Annotated in this window: 17 protein-coding genes, 1 tRNA gene and 1 other RNA gene; 15 read left to right on the top strand and 4 right to left on the bottom strand. The window is 40.8% G+C overall.

All coding sequences use genetic code 11. The annotated features are described in order from the left end of the window. Positions 1-42: 42 nt before the first annotated feature. Positions 43-651, bottom strand: coding sequence for an ATP-dependent Clp endopeptidase proteolytic subunit ClpP (clpP, locus tag JOC77_RS01840; RefSeq protein ID WP_204537784.1), 609 nt, complete (start codon positions 649-651; stop codon positions 43-45). 299 nt (positions 652-950) lie between these two features. Between clpP and JOC77_RS01845 the strand changes: the two genes are divergently transcribed. The 10 genes from JOC77_RS01845 to JOC77_RS01890 all read left to right on the top strand — a co-directional run bounded on the left by JOC77_RS01845 (position 951) and on the right by JOC77_RS01890 (position 11,245). Then, positions 951-1,022 (top strand) — tRNA-Arg (locus JOC77_RS01845). A gap of 839 nt (positions 1,023-1,861) precedes the next feature. Next, the gene (gene rpoN, locus JOC77_RS01850) at positions 1,862-3,193 is read left to right on the top strand and encodes an RNA polymerase factor sigma-54 (protein ID WP_204537787.1); all 1,332 of its coding nucleotides are present in this window, start codon (positions 1,862-1,864) and stop codon (positions 3,191-3,193) included. 12 nt (positions 3,194-3,205) lie between these two features. Continuing rightward, positions 3,206-3,439 carry a glutaredoxin family protein gene (locus JOC77_RS01855; RefSeq protein WP_204537789.1) on the top strand — a complete coding sequence of 78 codons (234 nt, stop codon included), beginning with the start codon at positions 3,206-3,208 and terminating at the stop codon, positions 3,437-3,439. Between the two features lie 222 nt (positions 3,440-3,661). Beyond that, positions 3,662-4,678 carry a sugar-binding transcriptional regulator gene (locus JOC77_RS01860; protein ID WP_204537791.1) on the top strand — a complete coding sequence of 339 codons (1,017 nt, stop codon included), beginning with the start codon at positions 3,662-3,664 and terminating at the stop codon, positions 4,676-4,678. Between the two features lie 59 nt (positions 4,679-4,737). Then, positions 4,738-5,745 (top strand): type I glyceraldehyde-3-phosphate dehydrogenase, encoded by a 1,008-nt coding sequence (gene gap, locus JOC77_RS01865; protein ID WP_204537793.1) that lies wholly within the window; start codon positions 4,738-4,740, stop codon positions 5,743-5,745. A gap of 230 nt (positions 5,746-5,975) precedes the next feature. Then, positions 5,976-7,160, top strand: coding sequence for a phosphoglycerate kinase (locus tag JOC77_RS01870; protein ID WP_204537795.1), 1,185 nt, complete (start codon positions 5,976-5,978; stop codon positions 7,158-7,160). Positions 7,161-7,204: 44 nt separating this feature from the next. After that, entirely contained in the window at positions 7,205-7,966 is a 762-nt protein-coding gene (gene tpiA, locus JOC77_RS01875) for a triose-phosphate isomerase (protein ID WP_204537797.1), read from the top strand. After that, positions 7,959-9,491: a 2,3-bisphosphoglycerate-independent phosphoglycerate mutase gene (gene gpmI / locus JOC77_RS01880; protein WP_204537799.1), complete on the top strand. Its 1,533-nt coding sequence runs from the start codon at positions 7,959-7,961 to the stop codon at positions 9,489-9,491. The genes tpiA and gpmI overlap by 8 nt, the downstream gene beginning before the upstream one ends. A 73-nt stretch (positions 9,492-9,564) precedes the next feature. Then, complete coding sequence (gene eno / locus JOC77_RS01885; protein WP_204537801.1) at positions 9,565-10,860, top strand: phosphopyruvate hydratase; 1,296 nt, start codon at positions 9,565-9,567, stop codon at positions 10,858-10,860. A 202-nt stretch (positions 10,861-11,062) separates the two neighbouring features. Beyond that, positions 11,063-11,245 carry a hypothetical protein gene (locus JOC77_RS01890; RefSeq protein ID WP_204537803.1) on the top strand — a complete coding sequence of 61 codons (183 nt, stop codon included), beginning with the start codon at positions 11,063-11,065 and terminating at the stop codon, positions 11,243-11,245. A 10-nt stretch (positions 11,246-11,255) separates the two neighbouring features. Here the strand turns inward: JOC77_RS01890 and JOC77_RS01895 are convergent, their stop codons facing one another. After that, complete coding sequence (locus tag JOC77_RS01895; protein WP_204537805.1) at positions 11,256-11,810, bottom strand: hypothetical protein; 555 nt, start codon at positions 11,808-11,810, stop codon at positions 11,256-11,258. A gap of 218 nt (positions 11,811-12,028) precedes the next feature. Here JOC77_RS01895 and secG point away from each other — a divergent pair, with 218 nt between their 5' ends. From secG to ssrA, 5 genes are all read left to right on the top strand, one after another. Next, complete coding sequence (gene secG / locus JOC77_RS01900) at positions 12,029-12,262, top strand: preprotein translocase subunit SecG (RefSeq protein ID WP_204537807.1); 234 nt, start codon at positions 12,029-12,031, stop codon at positions 12,260-12,262. A gap of 201 nt (positions 12,263-12,463) precedes the next feature. Then, positions 12,464-13,210, top strand: coding sequence for an alpha/beta hydrolase (locus JOC77_RS01905; RefSeq protein ID WP_204537809.1), 747 nt, complete (start codon positions 12,464-12,466; stop codon positions 13,208-13,210). 29 nt (positions 13,211-13,239) lie between these two features. Next, a complete protein-coding gene (gene rnr, locus JOC77_RS01910; protein WP_204537811.1) occupies positions 13,240-15,618 on the top strand; it encodes a ribonuclease R in 2,379 nt (792 codons plus the stop codon). A gap of 137 nt (positions 15,619-15,755) precedes the next feature. Beyond that, complete coding sequence (gene smpB / locus JOC77_RS01915) at positions 15,756-16,223, top strand: SsrA-binding protein SmpB (RefSeq protein ID WP_204537813.1); 468 nt, start codon at positions 15,756-15,758, stop codon at positions 16,221-16,223. Positions 16,224-16,352: 129 nt separating this feature from the next. Beyond that, positions 16,353-16,714: a transfer-messenger RNA gene (ssrA, locus tag JOC77_RS01920) on the top strand. 379 nt (positions 16,715-17,093) lie between these two features. Here the strand turns inward: ssrA and JOC77_RS01925 are convergent. Continuing rightward, positions 17,094-17,303 (bottom strand): hypothetical protein, encoded by a 210-nt coding sequence (locus JOC77_RS01925; protein ID WP_204537815.1) that lies wholly within the window; start codon positions 17,301-17,303, stop codon positions 17,094-17,096. Between the two features lie 135 nt (positions 17,304-17,438). Beyond that, complete coding sequence (locus tag JOC77_RS01930) at positions 17,439-18,716, bottom strand: ATP-binding protein (protein WP_204537817.1); 1,278 nt, start codon at positions 18,714-18,716, stop codon at positions 17,439-17,441. Between the last annotated feature and the right edge of the window lie 34 nt (positions 18,717-18,750).

Raw genomic sequence — 18,750 nt, forward strand, 5'->3', positions numbered from 1 at the left:
AGCTAAAAGAAAGACCGCTCAGAGAAAGAGCGGTCGCTTGTTTTATTTATCTAATTTACCTTTTTCAAGGTCATTGCGATTCATAATTTTATCAACTAAACCATATTCTACTGCTCTTTCGGCAGTCATGAAGTTATCACGCTCAGTATCGCGCGCAATCACATCAAGCGGCTGTCCTGTGCGTTCTGAAAGAATTTCATTTAATCTTTCACGCATGAATAGAATACGTTTTGCTGCGATTTCAATTTCTGTAGCCTGGCCTTGAGCGCCTCCAAGCGGCTGATGAATCATAACTTCGCTGTTAGGAAGAACATAGCGTTTTCCTTTTTCCCCTGCAGCAAGCAAGAAAGCTCCCATTGAAGCTGCCATACCAATACAGATTGTAGATACCTGCGGCTTAATGAATTGCATTGTATCAAAAATCGCCATACCAGCTGTAATGCTTCCGCCAGGGCTGTTAATGTAAAGATGGATATCTTTTTCTGGGTTTTCTGCTTCAAGGAACAGCAATTGTGCAACAATAGAGTTCGCTACATTATCATCAATCGCGCTTCCAAGCATAATAATGCGGTCTTTCAATAAGCGGGAATATATATCATACGCACGCTCACCGCGGTTTGTTTGTTCAATAACTGTAGGAATTAAATTCATATATTTTTCTCCTCCTTTAAAGAAGTAATCCAAATGGATTAATTATCCTCATGTGATTATCATACACTAATTGGTCAATTTAGGTCAAACGATAGGGCTAGAGTTTCATTCGACAAATATCTTATTTATGTATAAAATAAAATATATATTTGACCTTTTGGGATATTTTATGTGCTCGAAGTAAATACTTTAACCATGATACCCAATGTTACCCGTTTTAAACATAATTTTCCCTTGCAAAAGTTCGGGAACTCAAATATAATTATCACTTGAGACGATTTCTTTTTCACTATTATTTTGCCCTCGTGGTGCAACGGATAGCACGTGAGATTCCGGTTCTTAAGATGTGGGTTCGATTCCTGCCGAGGGCGTACCAAAAGACTCTTTGCTGAAAAGCAGAGGGTCTTTTTTCATTGTAGTGGTTTTTTCGCCAGCTGGCCCCTGGTTTCTGTGCGCGGGGTGGGGGATTTTTGATTTTATGCAGGATTTTTGGAACTTATGCAGGATCATTGAAATTATTGCAGGATATTTGAGATATTTGCAGGATTTTTACCATTTATGCAGGATTATTAATTTTTAGCCATAGCGAGCTCTGCGGACCTATTCATGCTGTCTAAAAAATTGTGTGATTATGGAGTGCTCAACTAAATTCCTGTGAAAAGCACCGTTCTCCGCTAATAGTGTTGTCTAGCTCCCAACTGACATCCTCGAGTCATAAGCCAATCAGGCCATGGGAAGAACCCACGGCCTGCTTGTCTTATGCTTGGCTAGCGCATAAGAGCAACTAAGCTTCTGTCTTCGCTGCCGCTTGCCACTCAGCAAGTCTGCTTTATCGGATGTCTGCCTTTTAAAAAGTTTACTTCACAGATTAATTTAAGATTCATGAATTATTGGAATATATTTTTTATTAAAAGGCACCGTTCTCCGCTTTTATTTGTAATCCAGCTCCCGGCTGAGACCCTCGAGTCATAAGCCAATCAGTCCATGGGAAGAAGAAAGCTTCCCACGGCCTGCTCGTCTTATGCTTGTCGGGTCACTAATTTTCCATTTAGTTATGTTTGCTAAATTTAAATTCCAACTACATAGCCTGTGCTCTATAAAAGTGATATATAGGAAAATTACCGCCGTCCACTTTTTGTTGTAACCGGTTACATTTTCCTTTCTTTATTTTTGTTTTTTATAATAGAATAGGGGATGGGGGGAGATTGGTATGGAATTGAGGAATGGGCTGTTTCAGCAGCAGAGTTTGAAGCTTTCGATGACGCAGGAGTTGAGCCAGGCGATTGCCTTGCTGCAGTATACTTCGCAGGAGCTTGCTGCTTATTTGGAGGAAAGAGCCGCGGAAAACCCATTAGTATCTTTAGATTCTTCACCTGAAGGTTCTTTTGCAGTGGAGATCAAGCGAAAGAACCGCCTTAAGGCGCCCCGTGAAAAAGATGCTATGTATTGGCTGGAGCAGATTGGTGATCAGTCTATATCGCTGAGTGAATATCTGCGTTGGCAGTTATCGCTGTACAGCTTAAATCATTTGGAAAAGAAAGTCATGAATAGCTTAATCTTAAATTTAGATCAGAATGGGTATTTGCGTGCTTCCTTGGAAGATATCGCTGAAATAACGGGCTGTGAGTCAGAATTAGTGGAAAAATGTTTGTGTGAGCTGCAGATGCTTGAACCGGCTGGGATAGGAGCCAGGAATCTGCAGGAATGCCTGCTTCTTCAATCAAAAAGAATGCAGTATGTATTTTGCCATACGGAAACTATCCTGCGGGATCATTTTTTGCTGTTTGCGGAAAAGAAGTGGAAAGAGCTGGCCAGGAAGCTGGATATTTCTTTAAAGGATATACAGGATGTGCAGGATTTTGTTCTTACCTTGAATCCAAGGCCTGGAGCGTCTTTTCAGCAGGAAAAGTCATCCTATGTGGTCCCGGATGTAAAGGTGGAGTATTTGGATGGGGTTTTGCAGGTAAGGCTGCCTGAGAACCACGCGAACCAATGGGATTTAAATCAAAGCTATTTTGATGCACTGAAATCTTACAGAGATCAAAGCGTAGATAAGTTTCTCCATGAAAAGTGGCAGGAATTCCAGTGGATTTCAAAAAGCCTGCAGCAAAGAAAGGAAACCATATTAAAAGTAACGAAGCAAATTGTGAAGAAACAGGAACGGTGCTTTTTGAAAGGGCTTGGGGAGCTTAAGCCCATGACTATGCGCGAAGTGGCAGAGGAGCTGGGGATTCACGAATCTACCGTAAGCCGGACGGTGAGGGAGAAATATGTTCAGGCGCCTTTTGGTACCGTTGAGCTGAGGGCCTTTTTCACCTCAAATCTGCAGTCCGTTTCGTCCGATGATATTTCCGCTGTTACGGCTAAAAAGGAATTACATCTGCTTGTTGAAAGTGAAGATAAGACGAAACCATTATCTGATCAGGATATATCTGTTATATTAAAAATGGAAAAAGGGATTATTCTTTCTAGAAGAACGGTTGCTAAGTACCGCGAGCAGCTGGGTATCCCTTCCTCTTCTAAAAGAAAACGTTATAACTAGGATGGATGTACAATGAAAGAAATCATGTTTTATACAAGAACGCAGTGTCCGCTTTGTCTGAAAGCAAAAGAGGCACTGCTTATAGTACAAAGAGATATGCAAGTTTCAATAAAAGAAATAGATATTCACTCTAGCGATCAACTGGTAGAAAGATTTGGCCTGATGATTCCAGTAGTAGAATATGAAGGAAAGGTTTTGCAGTACGGGCAGATTGACCCCTTGAAATTGCAGAATCAGCTGAAATAAACAGCGCCTCTATTAGTCAACAAAGGCTGTAAGGGCGGGTTTTTTGCCGGAAGCGCTTGCAGAAAAAAACTTGAACATATTAGTTGAACAATGAATATACTCCTGTTAGAATGAGATTTGAAATAGGGAGTATTTTTTTTGCTGGTAGTGGGACATAATATGTCTATGCGGGACAAAAAATGACCATCCTAGTTCGCGGTTCAAAGAAGGAGTAATCATTCTATGCGCTCATTCATTGAGGTACAAAGGAAATTATTGCCTGATTTAATGGATGTTATGCAGAAGCGCTATCATATCCTCCGTTACATAAAATTTATGCAGCCTGTTGGCAGGAGAAACTTAGCAATTAGTCTTAGCCTCACTGAGAGAACTTTGAGGGCGGAGGTTGAATTTCTCAAAACTCAGAACCTTATTGATATCTTTCCGTCAGGAATGCAGCTTACAGAAGCCGGCCTCGATGTATTGGAAAAATTAGATGGTGTAATGAGAGAGTTAACGGGTATAGACAAAAAGGAAGATAGGTTAGCCAAGAAATATTCCATTAATGAAGTAATTATAGTCAGTGGAAACAGTGATACATCTCCCTGGGTTAAAGCAGAATTGGGAAAAGAATGTGCTTCTTGCATAAAAAGGAATTTATCGGGAGAAAATATCATCGCTGTGACTGGAGGTTCTACTTTAGCTGCGGTGGCTGATATGCTGACACCGGATTCTCGCAAGACATTATTCGTCCCGGCTCGCGGCGGTTTGGGTGAAGATGTACATAACCAGGCTAACACCATTGCGGCGAATATGGCTGCAAAGATGAACTCTTCCTACCGAGTCTTATACGTTCCGGAGCAGGTGAGTAAAGAAGCTTATCTATCTTTTATGAAAGAGCCTGCCATTAAGGAAGTCATCTCTCTGATTAAGACAGCTAACATTGTAGTGCATGGCATAGGTGATGCGAATGTAATGGCTGGGCGGAGAAAATCTTCTCCGGAAATTATGATGAAAATAAAAGATGGGAATGCTGTTGGAGAAGCTTTTGGATATTACTTTAATGAAAAGCCGGAGATCGTGCACAAAGTTCACACGGTCGGCATCCAGAAAGAAGATCTAGATCACGCTGACAGCGTAATAGCTGTTGCTGGCGGCAGCTCAAAAGCAAAAGCGATCAGGGCCTATCTGAAAATGGCTCCTTCTGCCACTACCCTTATAACAGATGAATCTGTTGCAAATGAGTTATTAAAGGGCTAAGTCCTTTTAAATATATTAACTACTAAAATAATTTCCTAATTTTAAAGGAGGATTTTCAAATGACAGTAAAAGTTGGTATTAACGGATTTGGCCGTATAGGACGTAATGTATTCCGCGCGGCACTTAAAAACCCGAATGTAGAAATCGTAGCAATCAATGATTTAACGGATGCAGCTATGCTTGCGCATCTATTGCAATATGATACAGTTCACGGCACTCTTTCTGAAAAAGTAAGTGTTGATGGAGATACGCTAGTTGTTGAAGGACATAAAGTAAAAGTTTTAGCAGAACGTGACCCTGCTCAGCTTGGATGGGGCGAACTTGGTGTTGAAGTAGTTGTTGAATCAACTGGCCGTTTCACTAAGCGTGAAGATGCAGCTAAACATTTAGAAGCTGGCGCTAAAAAAGTAATCATTTCTGCTCCTGCTAACGACGAAGATATCACAATCGTAATGGGTGTTAACAACGATAAATACGATGCAGCTAACCACCATGTTATTTCAAATGCTTCTTGTACGACTAACTGCCTTGCGCCGTTTGCAAAAGTACTTCATGAGCAATTCGGAATCGTACGCGGTATGATGACAACAGTTCACTCATACACAAACGATCAGCAAATTCTTGACCTGCCTCACAAAGACTACCGTCGTGCACGTGCAGCAGCTGAGAACATCATTCCTACTACAACAGGAGCTGCTAAAGCTGTAGCGCTTGTACTGCCTGAACTTAAAGGGAAATTAAACGGTATGGCTATGCGTGTTCCAACTCCAAACGTATCTGTAGTTGACCTTGTTGCTGAGCTTGAAAAAGATACAACTGTTGAAGAAGTAAATGCTGCACTAAAAGCGGCTGCTGAAGGCGACCTTAAAGGCATCCTTGAGTACAATGAACTTCCATTAGTATCTACTGACTACAATGGCAGCACATACTCTTCTTCTGTTGATGCTCTATCAACAATGGTTATGGAAGGCAATATGGTTAAAGTTCTTTCTTGGTATGACAATGAAACTGGCTACTCTAACCGTGTAGTTGACTTGATTGATTTTATCGCTAAAAAAGGTTTCTAATTGATTGATAAAAACACAAACTATGCTTAAACTAACAGTGTCTCAATAATTTGGCTTTATTGGAAAAATACAGCTATATTGATGAAGAGATAAGGGGAGCGGGGATCTATACCCTTCTTCCCTCTTTTTTTGAGAAAGCATTCGTATCATTTCTTCAATAAGCCGGTTGTTTCAGTAAGAATGTCAGCTGTCCCGCTCTCGGGGCTATTTATAAGGAGGTCTTTAGGTCCATGAATAAAAAATCAGTCAAAGATATTGATGTTAAAGGAAAACGAGTATTCTGCCGTGTAGACTTTAACGTACCTATGCAAAAAGGTGAAATAACGGATGAAACAAGAATTAAAGCTGCTCTTCCAACCATTCAGTATCTTACAGAGCAGGGGGCAAAAGTCATTCTGGCAAGCCACCTCGGACGTCCTAAAGGCCAGGTAGTTGAAGAGTTAAGACTAAATTCAGTTGCAAATAGACTGAGTGAGTTATTAGCGAAAAACGTAAAGAAAACAGATGAAGCTTATGGCGACACTGTAAAAGCAGAGATTGAAAGCATGGAAGAAGGGGATGTTCTTCTTCTAGAAAACGTTCGTTTTTATCCTGGCGAGGAAAAAAATGATTCTGAACTAGCAAAATCTTTTGCAGAGCTTGCAGATGTGTATGTGAACGATGCCTTTGGAGCAGCTCACCGCGCTCATGCATCTACAGAAGGCATTGCCAAGTACCTTCCTGCCGTTGCTGGATTATTAATGCAAAAAGAGCTTGATGTTTTAGGCAAAGCGCTATTAGATCCAGACCGGCCGTTTACGGCAATTGTTGGCGGTGCGAAAGTAAAAGATAAAATCGGTGTAATCGAAAACCTGCTTGATAAAGTCGATAATCTGATTATCGGGGGCGGTCTTGCTTATACATTTATCAAATCTCAGGGGCATGAAATTGGAAAATCGCTGCTTGAGGAAGATAAAATTGATCTTGCAAAGTCATTTATAGAAAAAGCAAAAGAGAAAAAAGTCAACTTCTATATGCCTGTTGATGTTATCATTGCAGATGATTTCTCAGAAGATGCTAACATTAGAGAAGTCGATATCACAGAAATTCCTTCAGATTGGGAAGCTCTTGATATTGGGCCGAAAACGCGGGAAAAATATGCAGAGGTTATCAAAGGTTCAAGACTAGTAATCTGGAACGGTCCAATGGGTGTATTTGAATTAGATACATTTGCTAACGGAACAAAAGCGGTTGCGCAGGCACTTGCTGATTCTGCCAATACTTTCAGTGTAATTGGCGGCGGAGACTCAGCGGCAGCTGCTGAAAAGTTCGGATTGGCCGATAAAATGTCTCATATTTCTACCGGCGGAGGAGCTTCCCTTGAGTTTATGGAAGGTAAAGAGCTTCCTGGTGTAGTTGCGTTAAATGATAAATAAATAATTTTCTTGGGGACAAGAAAGCACGTGAAAGGATGATTTGTATGCGTAAACCAATTATTGCGGGCAACTGGAAAATGCATAAAAAGCTTGCTGAAGCAAAGAGCTTCGTGGAAGAGGTGAAAGGTCTTATTCCTTCTCCAGAATCAGTGGATGCTGTCATTTGTGCACCTGCTCTATTTCTAAATGAATTAGTACAGCTGACACAGGGCAGAGACCTGAAAATTGGTGCTCAGAATATGCACTTCGAAGAAAGCGGGGCATTTACAGGGGAAACAAGCCCGGCTGCTTTAGCAGATCTTGGTGTTCAATATGTAATCATTGGGCATTCAGAACGCCGTGAAATGTTTAACGAAACAGATGAAACCGTAAATAACAAAGCTCTTTCGGCATTTAAATACAACCTGACTCCAATCGTCTGCTGCGGCGAAACACTAGAGGAGCGCGAAAGCGGACAAACCAATGATCTTGTTGGAAACCAGGTGAAAAAAGCATTAACTGGATTAACACCAGAACAGGTAAAACAGACAGTTATCGCTTATGAGCCAATCTGGGCAATCGGAACAGGAAAATCTTCTACCGCAGAAGATGCAAATGAGGTTTGCGCACACATTCGTTCAGTGGTTGCAGGGGAATTTTCTCAGGATGTAGCTGACGCAGTCCGCATTCAATATGGCGGCAGTGTAAAACCAGCTAACATTACAGAATATATGAGCCAGTCTGATATTGATGGCGCGCTTGTTGGCGGTGCAAGTTTAGAAGCTCCGTCCTTCCTTCAATTATTAGAGGGTGGAAAGAATGACTAAATCACCAGTTGCACTGATTATCCTGGACGGCTTTGCCTGCCGTAATGAAACAAAAGGAAATGCAGTCGCACAAGCAAATAAACCAAACTTTGACCGTTATTGGAACCAGTTTCCTCATTCCTATCTTAAGGCCTCTGGCGAAGCAGTTGGTCTCCCAGAGGGACAGATGGGGAACTCTGAAGTCGGGCACTTAAATATCGGGGCAGGAAGAACTGTATACCAAAGCCTGACTCGTGTAAACCTGGCCATCCGAAAAGGTGAGTTTGAAAATAACGAAACCTTTATTTCTGCTATGGACCATGTAAAGAAAAACGGCACCAATCTTCATTTGTTTGGGCTGCTTTCTGATGGGGGAGTCCACAGCCATATTGAACATATGTTTGCGCTGTTGCGGCTTGCAGCTAAAGAAGGCGTAAAAAATGTTTATATACACGGCTTTTTAGATGGTCGTGATGTACCGCCTAAATCAGCTGAAGCTTTCATTCAGCAGACTGAAGATATGATTAAAGAAGTGGGTGTAGGCAAGATTGCTACCATTTCCGGACGTTTTTATTCTATGGACAGAGACAAGCGCTGGGAGCGGGTAGAAAAATCGTACCGTGCTATGGTTGATGCAGACGGCCCAGTTTATAGTTCAGCTATGGAATGCCTTGAAGACTCATACAGAAACGGAATTTTTGATGAATTCGTGCTTCCTTCCGTTATTACGGATGAGACTGGTAAGCCAGTAGCTACTATTGAAGATAACGATGCTGTGATCTTCTATAACTTCCGTCCTGACCGTGCCATTCAAATTTCAAATACATTTACTAACGAAGATTTTCGTGCATTTGACCGCGGGCCTAAAGCGCCTAAGGATCTTTTCTTCGTATGCCTGACTCACTTTTCTGAAACAGTAAAAGGGTATGTTGCATTTCAGCCTATCAATCTGGATAATACACTTGGCGAAGTGATTTCCAGCGCAGGACTTACACAGCTTCGGATAGCCGAAACTGAAAAGTATCCTCATGTAACGTTCTTTATGAGCGGAGGCCGGGAAAATGAGTTCCCGGGAGAAAAACGGATCTTAATCAATTCTCCTAAAGTAGCCACATATGACCTTAAGCCTGAAATGAGTGCTTATGAAGTAACGGATGCTTTGCTGAAGGAAATTAGTGAAGATAATTTTGATGCAATCATTCTTAACTTCGCAAATCCGGATATGGTTGGACATTCAGGTATGCTAGAGCCTACAATTAAAGCGATAGAAACCGTTGACGAATGTCTTGGGAAAATTATTGACCTGATTCTATCAAAAGGCGGTTCTGCAATCATTACAGCTGATCATGGAAATGCAGATGAAGTTGTCACAATGGAAGGCAATCCAATGACAGCTCATACAACTAATCCTGTTCCTGTAATTGTCACAAAAGAAGGCCTGACTTTACGTGAAGATGGCATATTGGGTGATCTTGCACCAACCATGCTGCAGTTATTAGGTTTGGAGAAATCTGAACAAATGTCTGGAAATTCTATCATTAAGTAAGATTGATACCGCCTGGATGGATCAGGCCGGCAAAGTTAAAAAAAATTATGTTCATTAAAAGGAGAGTTTTTAAATGCCATTCATTACACATGTATATGCTAGAGAAGTTCTTGATTCCCGCGGTAACCCAACAGTAGAAGTAGAAGTTATGACAGAATCCGGCTTTTTTGGCCGCTCAATCGTTCCTTCAGGTGCTTCCACTGGTGAACACGAAGCTGTAGAACTTCGTGACGGCGACAAATCACGCTACCTTGGAAAAGGTGTTCAGCAGGCAGTTGCGAACGTAAACGATGTGATTGCTGACGAAATCATCGGTATGGACGTTACTGACCAGGTTGGAATCGACCGTACTCTTATTGCTTTAGACGGCACTGAAAATAAAGGTAAATTAGGTGCAAACGCTATTCTTGGTGTTTCTATGGCAGTAGCACATGCTGGTGCTGACTCTGTAGGCCTTCCTTTATACCGCTACCTTGGCGGAGTTAACGCTAAGCAGCTTCCAACTCCAATGATGAACATCATCAATGGCGGATCTCATGCTGATAATAACGTGGACTTCCAGGAATTCATGATTCTTCCAGTTGGAGCTCCAACATTTAAAGAAGCACTTCGTATGGGTGCAGAAGTATTCCATTCTCTTAAAAAGGTTCTTAGCAGCAGAGGCCTAAACACTGCTGTTGGTGACGAAGGCGGATTTGCTCCAAACCTTGGATCTAACCGTGAAGCTTTAGAAGTCATTATCGAAGCCATCAAAAACGCTGGCTATGAAGCTGGTACAGATATCCTTCTTGGAATGGACGTTGCCTCTTCTGAATTCTTCAACAAAGAAACAGGCAAATACGACCTTGCTGGCGAAGGACGTACTGGTTTATCTTCTGAAGATATGGTTGCATTCTATGAAGAACTTGTTAATGAATTCCCGATCATCTCTATTGAAGATGGTTTAGATGAAAACGACTGGGAAGGTCACAAGCTTCTGACTGACCGTATCGGTAACAAAGTTCAATTAGTTGGAGACGATCTATTCGTTACGAACACTAAGAAACTTGCTCAAGGTATCGAGCAGGGTGTAGGTAACTCTATCCTAATCAAAGTTAACCAAATCGGTACACTTACTGAAACATTTGATGCAATCGAAATGGCTAAGCGTGCTGGCTACACAGCAGTAGTTTCTCACCGTTCTGGTGAAACAGAAGATGCAACAATTGCTGACATCGCTGTTGCTACAAATGCAGGACAAATTAAAACTGGTTCACTTTCACGTACAGACCGTATTGCAAAATACAACCAGCTTCTTCGTATCGAAGACGAGCTTGGCGAGCTAGCTGTATATGAAGGCTTAAAATCTTTCTATAACTTAAAACGATAATAAAAATGTAAAACGGCCCTGAACCTGACGAGGTTTAGGGCCGTTTTTTGTGTTTTTTTTGGAATTAAGACAGCCGTGTAAAAACTGGGTTTCTTAAATGTGAACAATGGGAGCATAAATAGAATAGTATGAAAGAGAGAGCTTATCCACTATCGACTTTCATTTAGTAGATAGGCAAAGCCGGCTTAGAAAGGAGCTTATAATGAAACGAATCCAGTTTGAGCATGTATTTGCTTTTGTTATTATGAGTGTACTTGCAGCATCTCTTTACCTGTTTAGAGAGAATAGCGAAATTTCCTATCTAATCGTAGGAGTTTTAGCCAATTCATTAGGTGCTATCAGTGCCTTTTATTTCACAAAACATGACCCGAGGAAAAAGCAATAAATATGTTCGTTTACTTATTATTGATATAATCAATGACTAGAGCATTTTGGAATTTTTCTAAGAATATGCCGATACAGGCTGCTGCAATTAAAAACGGGAAAAATCGGTGAATGGTCTCTGCCAGCAGTGATGCCGTCCAAAAACGGTGCAGCATACCCGCCCCGGTCCCGCCTTGAAAGATGGCTTCAATGCTAACTAATATAAACAGCGAGAACCAAATAAACGTTAAGGTACTGGTGCCAAACCGAAATGAAGCAGCGATTAAGCCAATTAATAGGGCGATAACCGGGATCCATAGAGGGTGCATGTGCAGCTCTCTGACATGAATGGTTTCAAGCAGCACGGGAGAAGTTAATAGACTGGCTAAATACCATGAACTAATAAAATACGCTGAAAATAAGAGCAGTTTCCGATTATTGAATTTGGTTTTCCAAAGAAGGATTACAGACGCGGCTATTAAGAGACCATCAATCCAGATGCTGTGATATACAAACAAAAGCAGGGCAGTAAAAAGGCCGAATACAATATTTATCATATCAAGAATGCGCAAACCCTTTAAATACATGAAATTCCCCCCTCTCAATTACATTACCTGATATACCTCCTTATATAAAAATTATCCTATTTTAACTGGATGTAACCATAAATGGGGAATTTATTTTTATAGGGTACCTTGGTGCATTAAAATTGTATCAATACCCAGCATTTTGAACTGCCCCATTGTAGAGATGGAAACTTTATGGTACATTTAAAATACTGTAGTCGTATTCAGGAGGTGAACTCGTGCACACATTATTAGTTACTCTATTAGTTATTGATTGTATTGCACTTATTATAGTTGTATTGCTTCAGTCTGGTAAAAGCGCGGGGCTTTCAGGTGCCATTTCAGGTGGCGCAGAGCAGCTTTTTGGAAAGCAGAAAGCTAGAGGGATGGATCTTGTTCTTCAACGTGTAACCATTGTCCTGGCAGTTTTGTTTTTTGTATTGTCTATTCTTGTTTCTTATGTTCAGTTATAAAATATCAACACGTAAACCCGGCATAACAAAGCCGGGTTTTTTGCTGTTACAAACGCATACGTAATTTTGCCAAGCCTTTTAGAAGCCACTTATGAAGCAATCCTATATAATAGAAGGATAAACACAATGGAAAATGTTTCATTAAACTCTGTTTAATTGGAATAATATATGTACTAGAACAACAAAGAAGGAGCTTTATAAATGAAGATCAAACTGCCGCAGCCATTTACCTTTGAAGGCGGTAAAAGAGCTGTTTTACTATTACATGGGTTTACTGGCAATTCAGCCGATGTACGGATGCTGGGAAGATATTTAGAGAAGAGAGGCTATACCTGCCATGCTCCTCATTACAAAGGCCATGGAGTTCCCCCAGAAGAATTGGTTCATACGGGTCCCAAGGACTGGTGGAAAGATGTGATGATGGCATATGATTTACTGAAAAGTAAAGGCTATGAGGAGATTGCTGCTGTAGGTTTATCACTGGGCGGCGTATTTTCATTGAAATTAGGTTACACTGTACCTATAAAGGGTATCGTACCAATGTGTGCACCCATGTATATAAAAAGCGAGGAAGTTATGTATAAAGGGGTCCTTGAGTATGCCCGCGAATGGAAAATCAGAGAAGGGAAATCTCAGGATCAAATAGAAAAAGAAATGCAGGAATTTAGTAAAACACCGATGGATACCCTTAAGGCTCTTCAGGACTTGATAGCAGACGTACGCAATCATGTCGACCACATATATGCCCCGCTGTTTGTGGTCCAGGCCCGCAATGACCACATGATCAACACAGACAGCGCTAATATTATCTATAACTCAGCAGAGTCAGACGATAAGCAAATAAAGTGGTATGAGGAATCGGGCCACGTAATTACCTTGGACAAAGAAAAAGAGCAGCTTCATGAAGATGTGTATTCATTTTTAGAAAGCCTTGATTGGAAAGAATAAATGTTAACCCGTATAAGGAGGGATTTTGGATGGATGAAATTATCCGGCAACATGTAGAACGCCTGCTAGAGCATATGAAAGAAAGCAGTTATAAACCATTAACAGTCCAAGAATTAGAAGAAGCATTTGGCATTACTGATTCCTCCGAATTTAAAGACTTTGTAAAAGCGCTTGTGCATATGGAAGAAAAGGTCCTTGTTGTAAGAACACGAAATAATAGATACGGGCTCCCTGAAAAAATGAACTTGGTCCGCGGGAAATTAACAGGCCATGCGAAGGGCTTTGCGTTTGTTGTTCCAGATGAGCCAGGTATGGATGATATCTTTATCCCCCCGAGCGAGACAAAGAATGCCATGCATGGCGACATAGTCCTTGCAAGGGTCTCTGAAGAAAAGTCAGGGGCGCGCAGGGAAGGTACCATTGAGAAAATAGTGGAACGCGGCATACACGAAGTCGTAGGTACATACACAGAAAGCAAAAGCTTCGGTTTTGTAATTGCAGATGATAAAAAAATAGCTAATGATATCTTTATACCTAAAGGCGCTTCCATGGGTGCCGTTGAAGGCCATAAGGTTGTAGTTAAATTGGTATCCTATCCGCAGGGAGGGCTTAGTGCAGAAGGAGAAGTCATTGAAATACTCGGTCATAAAAATGATCCGGGTGTAGATATTCTCTCTGTCATCCACAAGCACGGGATCGCTGTTCCATTCCCTGATGATGTAATCGAACAGGCGAATAGTGTACCGGACACAATCGATGAGAGTCAGCTTGAAAACCGCCGTGACCTTCGTGACCAGACCATCGTCACAATTGATGGTGCAGACGCTAAGGATTTGGATGATGCTGTAACTGTGACCCGTCTGGATAATGGCAACTATAAATTGGGTGTCCATATTGCTGATGTAAGTTATTATGTCACGGAAGGATCTCCAATTGATGTAGAAGCGGCTGACCGCGGGACAAGCGTTTATCTGGTTGACCGTGTTATCCCTATGATTCCTCACCGGCTGTCCAATGGGATCTGCTCGCTGAATCCGAAGGTTAACCGCTTTACATTATCCTGTGATATGGAAATTGATGCTGAAGGAACTGTTGTTAAGCACGAAATTTTCCAGAGTGTGATTAAAACAACTGAAAGAATGACGTATTCTGATGTAAATAAAATTCTAGTGGATAAAGATGAAGAGCTTCGCAGCCGTTATGAGCCGCTTGTGCCTATGTTTGAAGATATGGAAGAACTGGCGCAGGTTTTAAGAAACAAACGGATGAAACGCGGTGCGATTGACTTTGACTTTAAAGAGGCTAAGGTTCTCGTTGATGAAGAGGGTCATCCGACTGAAGTGGTTCTTCGCGAGCGATCAGTGGCAGAAAAGCTGATTGAAGAATTTATGCTAGTAGCCAATGAAACGGTAGCCGAGCATTTCCATTGGATGGACGTTCCGTTCATATACCGTATCCATGAAGATCCTAAAGAAGATAAACTTAGACGGTTCTTTGAGTTCATCACAAATTTTGGCTATATCGTAAAAGGAAGTGCCAATTCAATCCACCCGCGTGCGCTTCAGGAAATAATTGAAGCGGTAGAAGGAAAGCCAGAGGAAATGGTCATATCAACTGTTATGCTTCGTTCCATGCAGCAGGCGAAATATGATCCGGAAAGTCTAGGGCATTTTGGTTTATCAGCCGATTATTATACTCATTTCACATCTCCAATCCGCCGTTATCCGGATTTAATTGTTCACCGATTGATCCGAACATACCTGATTGAAGGGAAACTCGATGCGCAGACAAGAGCCAAATGGGGAACTATGCTGCCGGAAATTGCTAAGCATACCTCTGAAAGAGAACGCCGGGCAGTTGATGCTGAGCGGGAGACAGACGACCTGAAAAAAGCCGAATTTATGATGGATAAAATTGGTGAAGAGTATGATGGAATTATTGGCTCTGTAACCAGCTTTGGTATGTTTGTGGAACTTTCAAATACAATTGAAGGACTTGTCCATGTAAGTGTGATGAATGACGATTACTACCGTTTTGATGACCGCCATCTTGCCATGATCGGCGAACGAACCGGGAAAGTATTCCGTATTGGCGACGAAATAACCATTCGTGTTTCGAACGTTAACAAAGATGAAAGAGCCATCGACTTTGAAATCGTCGGCATGAAAAACAACCGCCAGAATGAGACTGGAGAAAAAAGAGTCTTTAAAACATCTGCAGGCGGACGCCGAAAAGATGATAAGGGCGGGCCAGGAAAAAGCGGCCAAGGCGGTCAAGGCGGATCTCAAGGACGCCGGGGAGGAAAAAGCGAAAAACCTGGAGCTGGAAGTTCGGACAGCAAGCCTCGCCGCAAGAAGAAATTCTTTGAGAACGCACCTGCTGCTAAGCGTAAAAAGAAGAAGAGATAAAAGCAGTGGGAAAGGGAGCCTTCGTCAGGCTCTCTTTCTTTCCAAAAAACCACTGTTTGAACAACAGATCTATTTTTGGTACAATTTTTGGATAGACAATAGAGATAATGATTTTTTTAGCCGAGGGGAGAAACGTTATGCCAAAGGGTACAGGAAAGCTTATTTCCAACAATAAAAAAGCATATCATGATTATTTTATAGAAGAAACATACGAGTCAGGTATCGTTCTGCAGGGTACAGAAATTAAATCTATAAGAGCCGGAAAAGTAAACCTTAAGGATTCGTACGCGCGTATCCAAAATGGGGAAATGTATTTATACAGCATGCATATCAGCCCTTATGAGCAGGGAAACCGCCATAATCACGAACCGGAACGGCCGCGGAAGCTGCTCCTCCATAAGCGTGAAATTGATAAGCTGTTTGGAGAGACAAAAGAGCAGGGCTATGCGCTGGTACCATTGAAGGTATACTTGAAAAATGGATTCGCAAAGGTTTTAATCGGACTGGGCAAGGGTAAAAAGCAATATGACAAGCGTGAGGACCTGAAGAAAAAAGAGGCCAAGCGTGAAATTGAGCGTGCTTTCCGCGACCGCCAGAAAATGTAGCACAGCAGTTGGAGGCAGGAAGTGGATATAGCATTTTCCCGCTAATTATGCTATACTACCTAATGTAGCACATAACAATTGAATAAGCAGATAAGCTGATTTATTCTCTCGTACGTTTTCTTATATCATGGGGACGCTACGGATTCGACAGGGATAGTTCGAGCTTAGGTTGCGAGTCGAGGGGATCGGCCTCGTTAAAACGTCAAAGCCTATAACTGGCAAACAACAAAACTCTTTCGCTTTAGCTGCTTAATAACAGTTTAAAGTGGTTCGCCCCTCCATCGCCTGTGTGGTAGGGTAGCGGACTCAAATTTAGCAGGCTACGCCGGATTCCACCGTCTGAGGATGAAGGAAGAGAACAACCAGACTAGCTGCCCGGACGCCTGTCGATAGGCAAATGGAGTAGCGAAACATCAATATGTCGACTACACTCGTAGAAGCTTAAGTGGCGATGTTTCTGGACGAGGGTTCGACTCCCTCCGTCTCCACCATACATATTGTAGGGTGGATTTTTTATTTATTGTGATATAAAGCCTAAAATTTCCGTTTGGAAACTTTAGGCTTTATTTTTTTAGGAAAATTTTATGCTCATTTTAATATTGATGAAGACTTATTGAATGGTTTGATTAAATTTTATACCTTAACTTACGCTTTTTTCTTTCATATACTATATTTTGGTATAAAATACTTATATATTACTTTTTAAGGTGAAAAGAGTATAGTAACCGCAAAATTGACTCGATTAATTTTTGCCCAATTCAGTAAATATATAAGTGGGAACATAATTGAAAAATGAAAATTAATGCCTCTGTTGCATTAAGATATGCAGCTTGTCCTTCTAATGATTTTATAGATTGTATAAAGTGAATGCTAATCTCTCTGATGTTCGTCAGCGAGTGATGCAGTAGCTCCACGATGTCCTTCTTCTTTTTTGAATCCTTTATCCAGCCTGCCTGCATTTTCTATATCGCCCGTAGCCTGGTATCCTGCTATCTCAGTATTTGACGTTGTTCCATAAAGGCCCATGCCGCCCAATTCTACATGTACTTTCTCATTTTCTCTATTGTTTTTAGTTCCCATATTTTCACCTCCTGAGGATAATTTGCCCAAAAATTAATGAAATATCATCGAATATATAATTACATCTTTTACTCTTTTATTTATCTCGTTTTTTCAAATAATACAAAACCTCCAAGAGAAAAACTAAATAAGAGTTTATCTCCTGGAGGAATGATTAAGACTGATTTGTCCTGATTTACTTACAGGAAGAGTAATAGAAAATGTAGTTCCTTTTCTTTTTTCGCTCTCTACTTCGATTGTTCCTTTTAATTTATGAACGGTACTGTATACCATCAGCATCCCAAGGCCTGTTCCTTCTGTTTTTGTTGAATAATATGGCCTGCCTAAACGCGAAATTTCTTCATTGTCCATTCCGACGCCAGTATCTCTGATTTTGATTATTATGCTTTTATTTGCTTCATACACATCAATATACAATGTACCGCCATTCTCTTTCATCGCTTCTATTCCATTTTTGTATAAATTGATTAAGCATTGCTGAAGCTGATTCTTGTCGTATCGTTTATATAGTGAATTTTTAAAATTGTATTCTACTTCAACATCATGCATGTTTGCATAAGGTATAATAACGTTTTTCGTATATTCCATCTCTGCTTCTAGATTTGAATAAAGCATATTTTCTGATTGAGGTTTGGCAAACGCCAGAAAGTCACTAACTATTTTTTCGGCCCTTTTTAATTCCTGAAGGGAATACTCGATATATTTTTTTTCTTCTTGTGTAATCGTTTCTGACTGATTTAACAGCTGTAAAAATCCGTTTGTCACTGTTAGAGGATTTCTAATTTCATGCGAAACGCTTGCTGATAGTTCACTTACTAAATTCAGCCTTTCTGAGTTCAAATACTTTTCCCGAGCTTTCATATTTGCGATTATTTGTTCAATAAGCAGCATGATTATAGCCATTAGCAGCAAATGAGTGGTTAATCCATAGAAAGCAAGTGTCCAGAATTCCCTATTTAATTCTTGGAAATAAAAAGAAAGAGCTGAAAAATAAAACAGCATGGTAGATAGGGAAATCAGCGATGCACAAATAATTCTATTGCGGGAGCCCAGTCTGTTAAACCAATGGCTTAGTAAAGGCACTAGCACAAATATAATGGTTGAGAAAAATAAGGAAAGATATACTCCTTCTCCGCCGATAAAAAACCTATACATATTCAATATTACATAAAGCGCAAGGACTCTTTTATATCCCCCGTACAGTGCAACAATGATAAATGGAATGTATCTGAGATCAATAATATATCCAATCTCCAATTTTATTGGAAATGCCATACACAGAACCATAGTAAGAGACGTTAACATAATTAGAATATATATGTTGAACGTTTGAAGTCTATTTTCCAGGAAGATCAAAAAAATTAGAACAGGAAAAAGTAAAAAAAGGAAATTAAGCAGTAATGATTCGATCAAGGTGGACTTCCTTTCACTGTCTATTTTATCTATG

It is taken from the genome of Peribacillus deserti (genome assembly GCF_016909175.1).
Classification (GTDB): Bacteria; Bacillota; Bacilli; order Bacillales; family DSM-1321; genus Paraperibacillus; species Paraperibacillus deserti.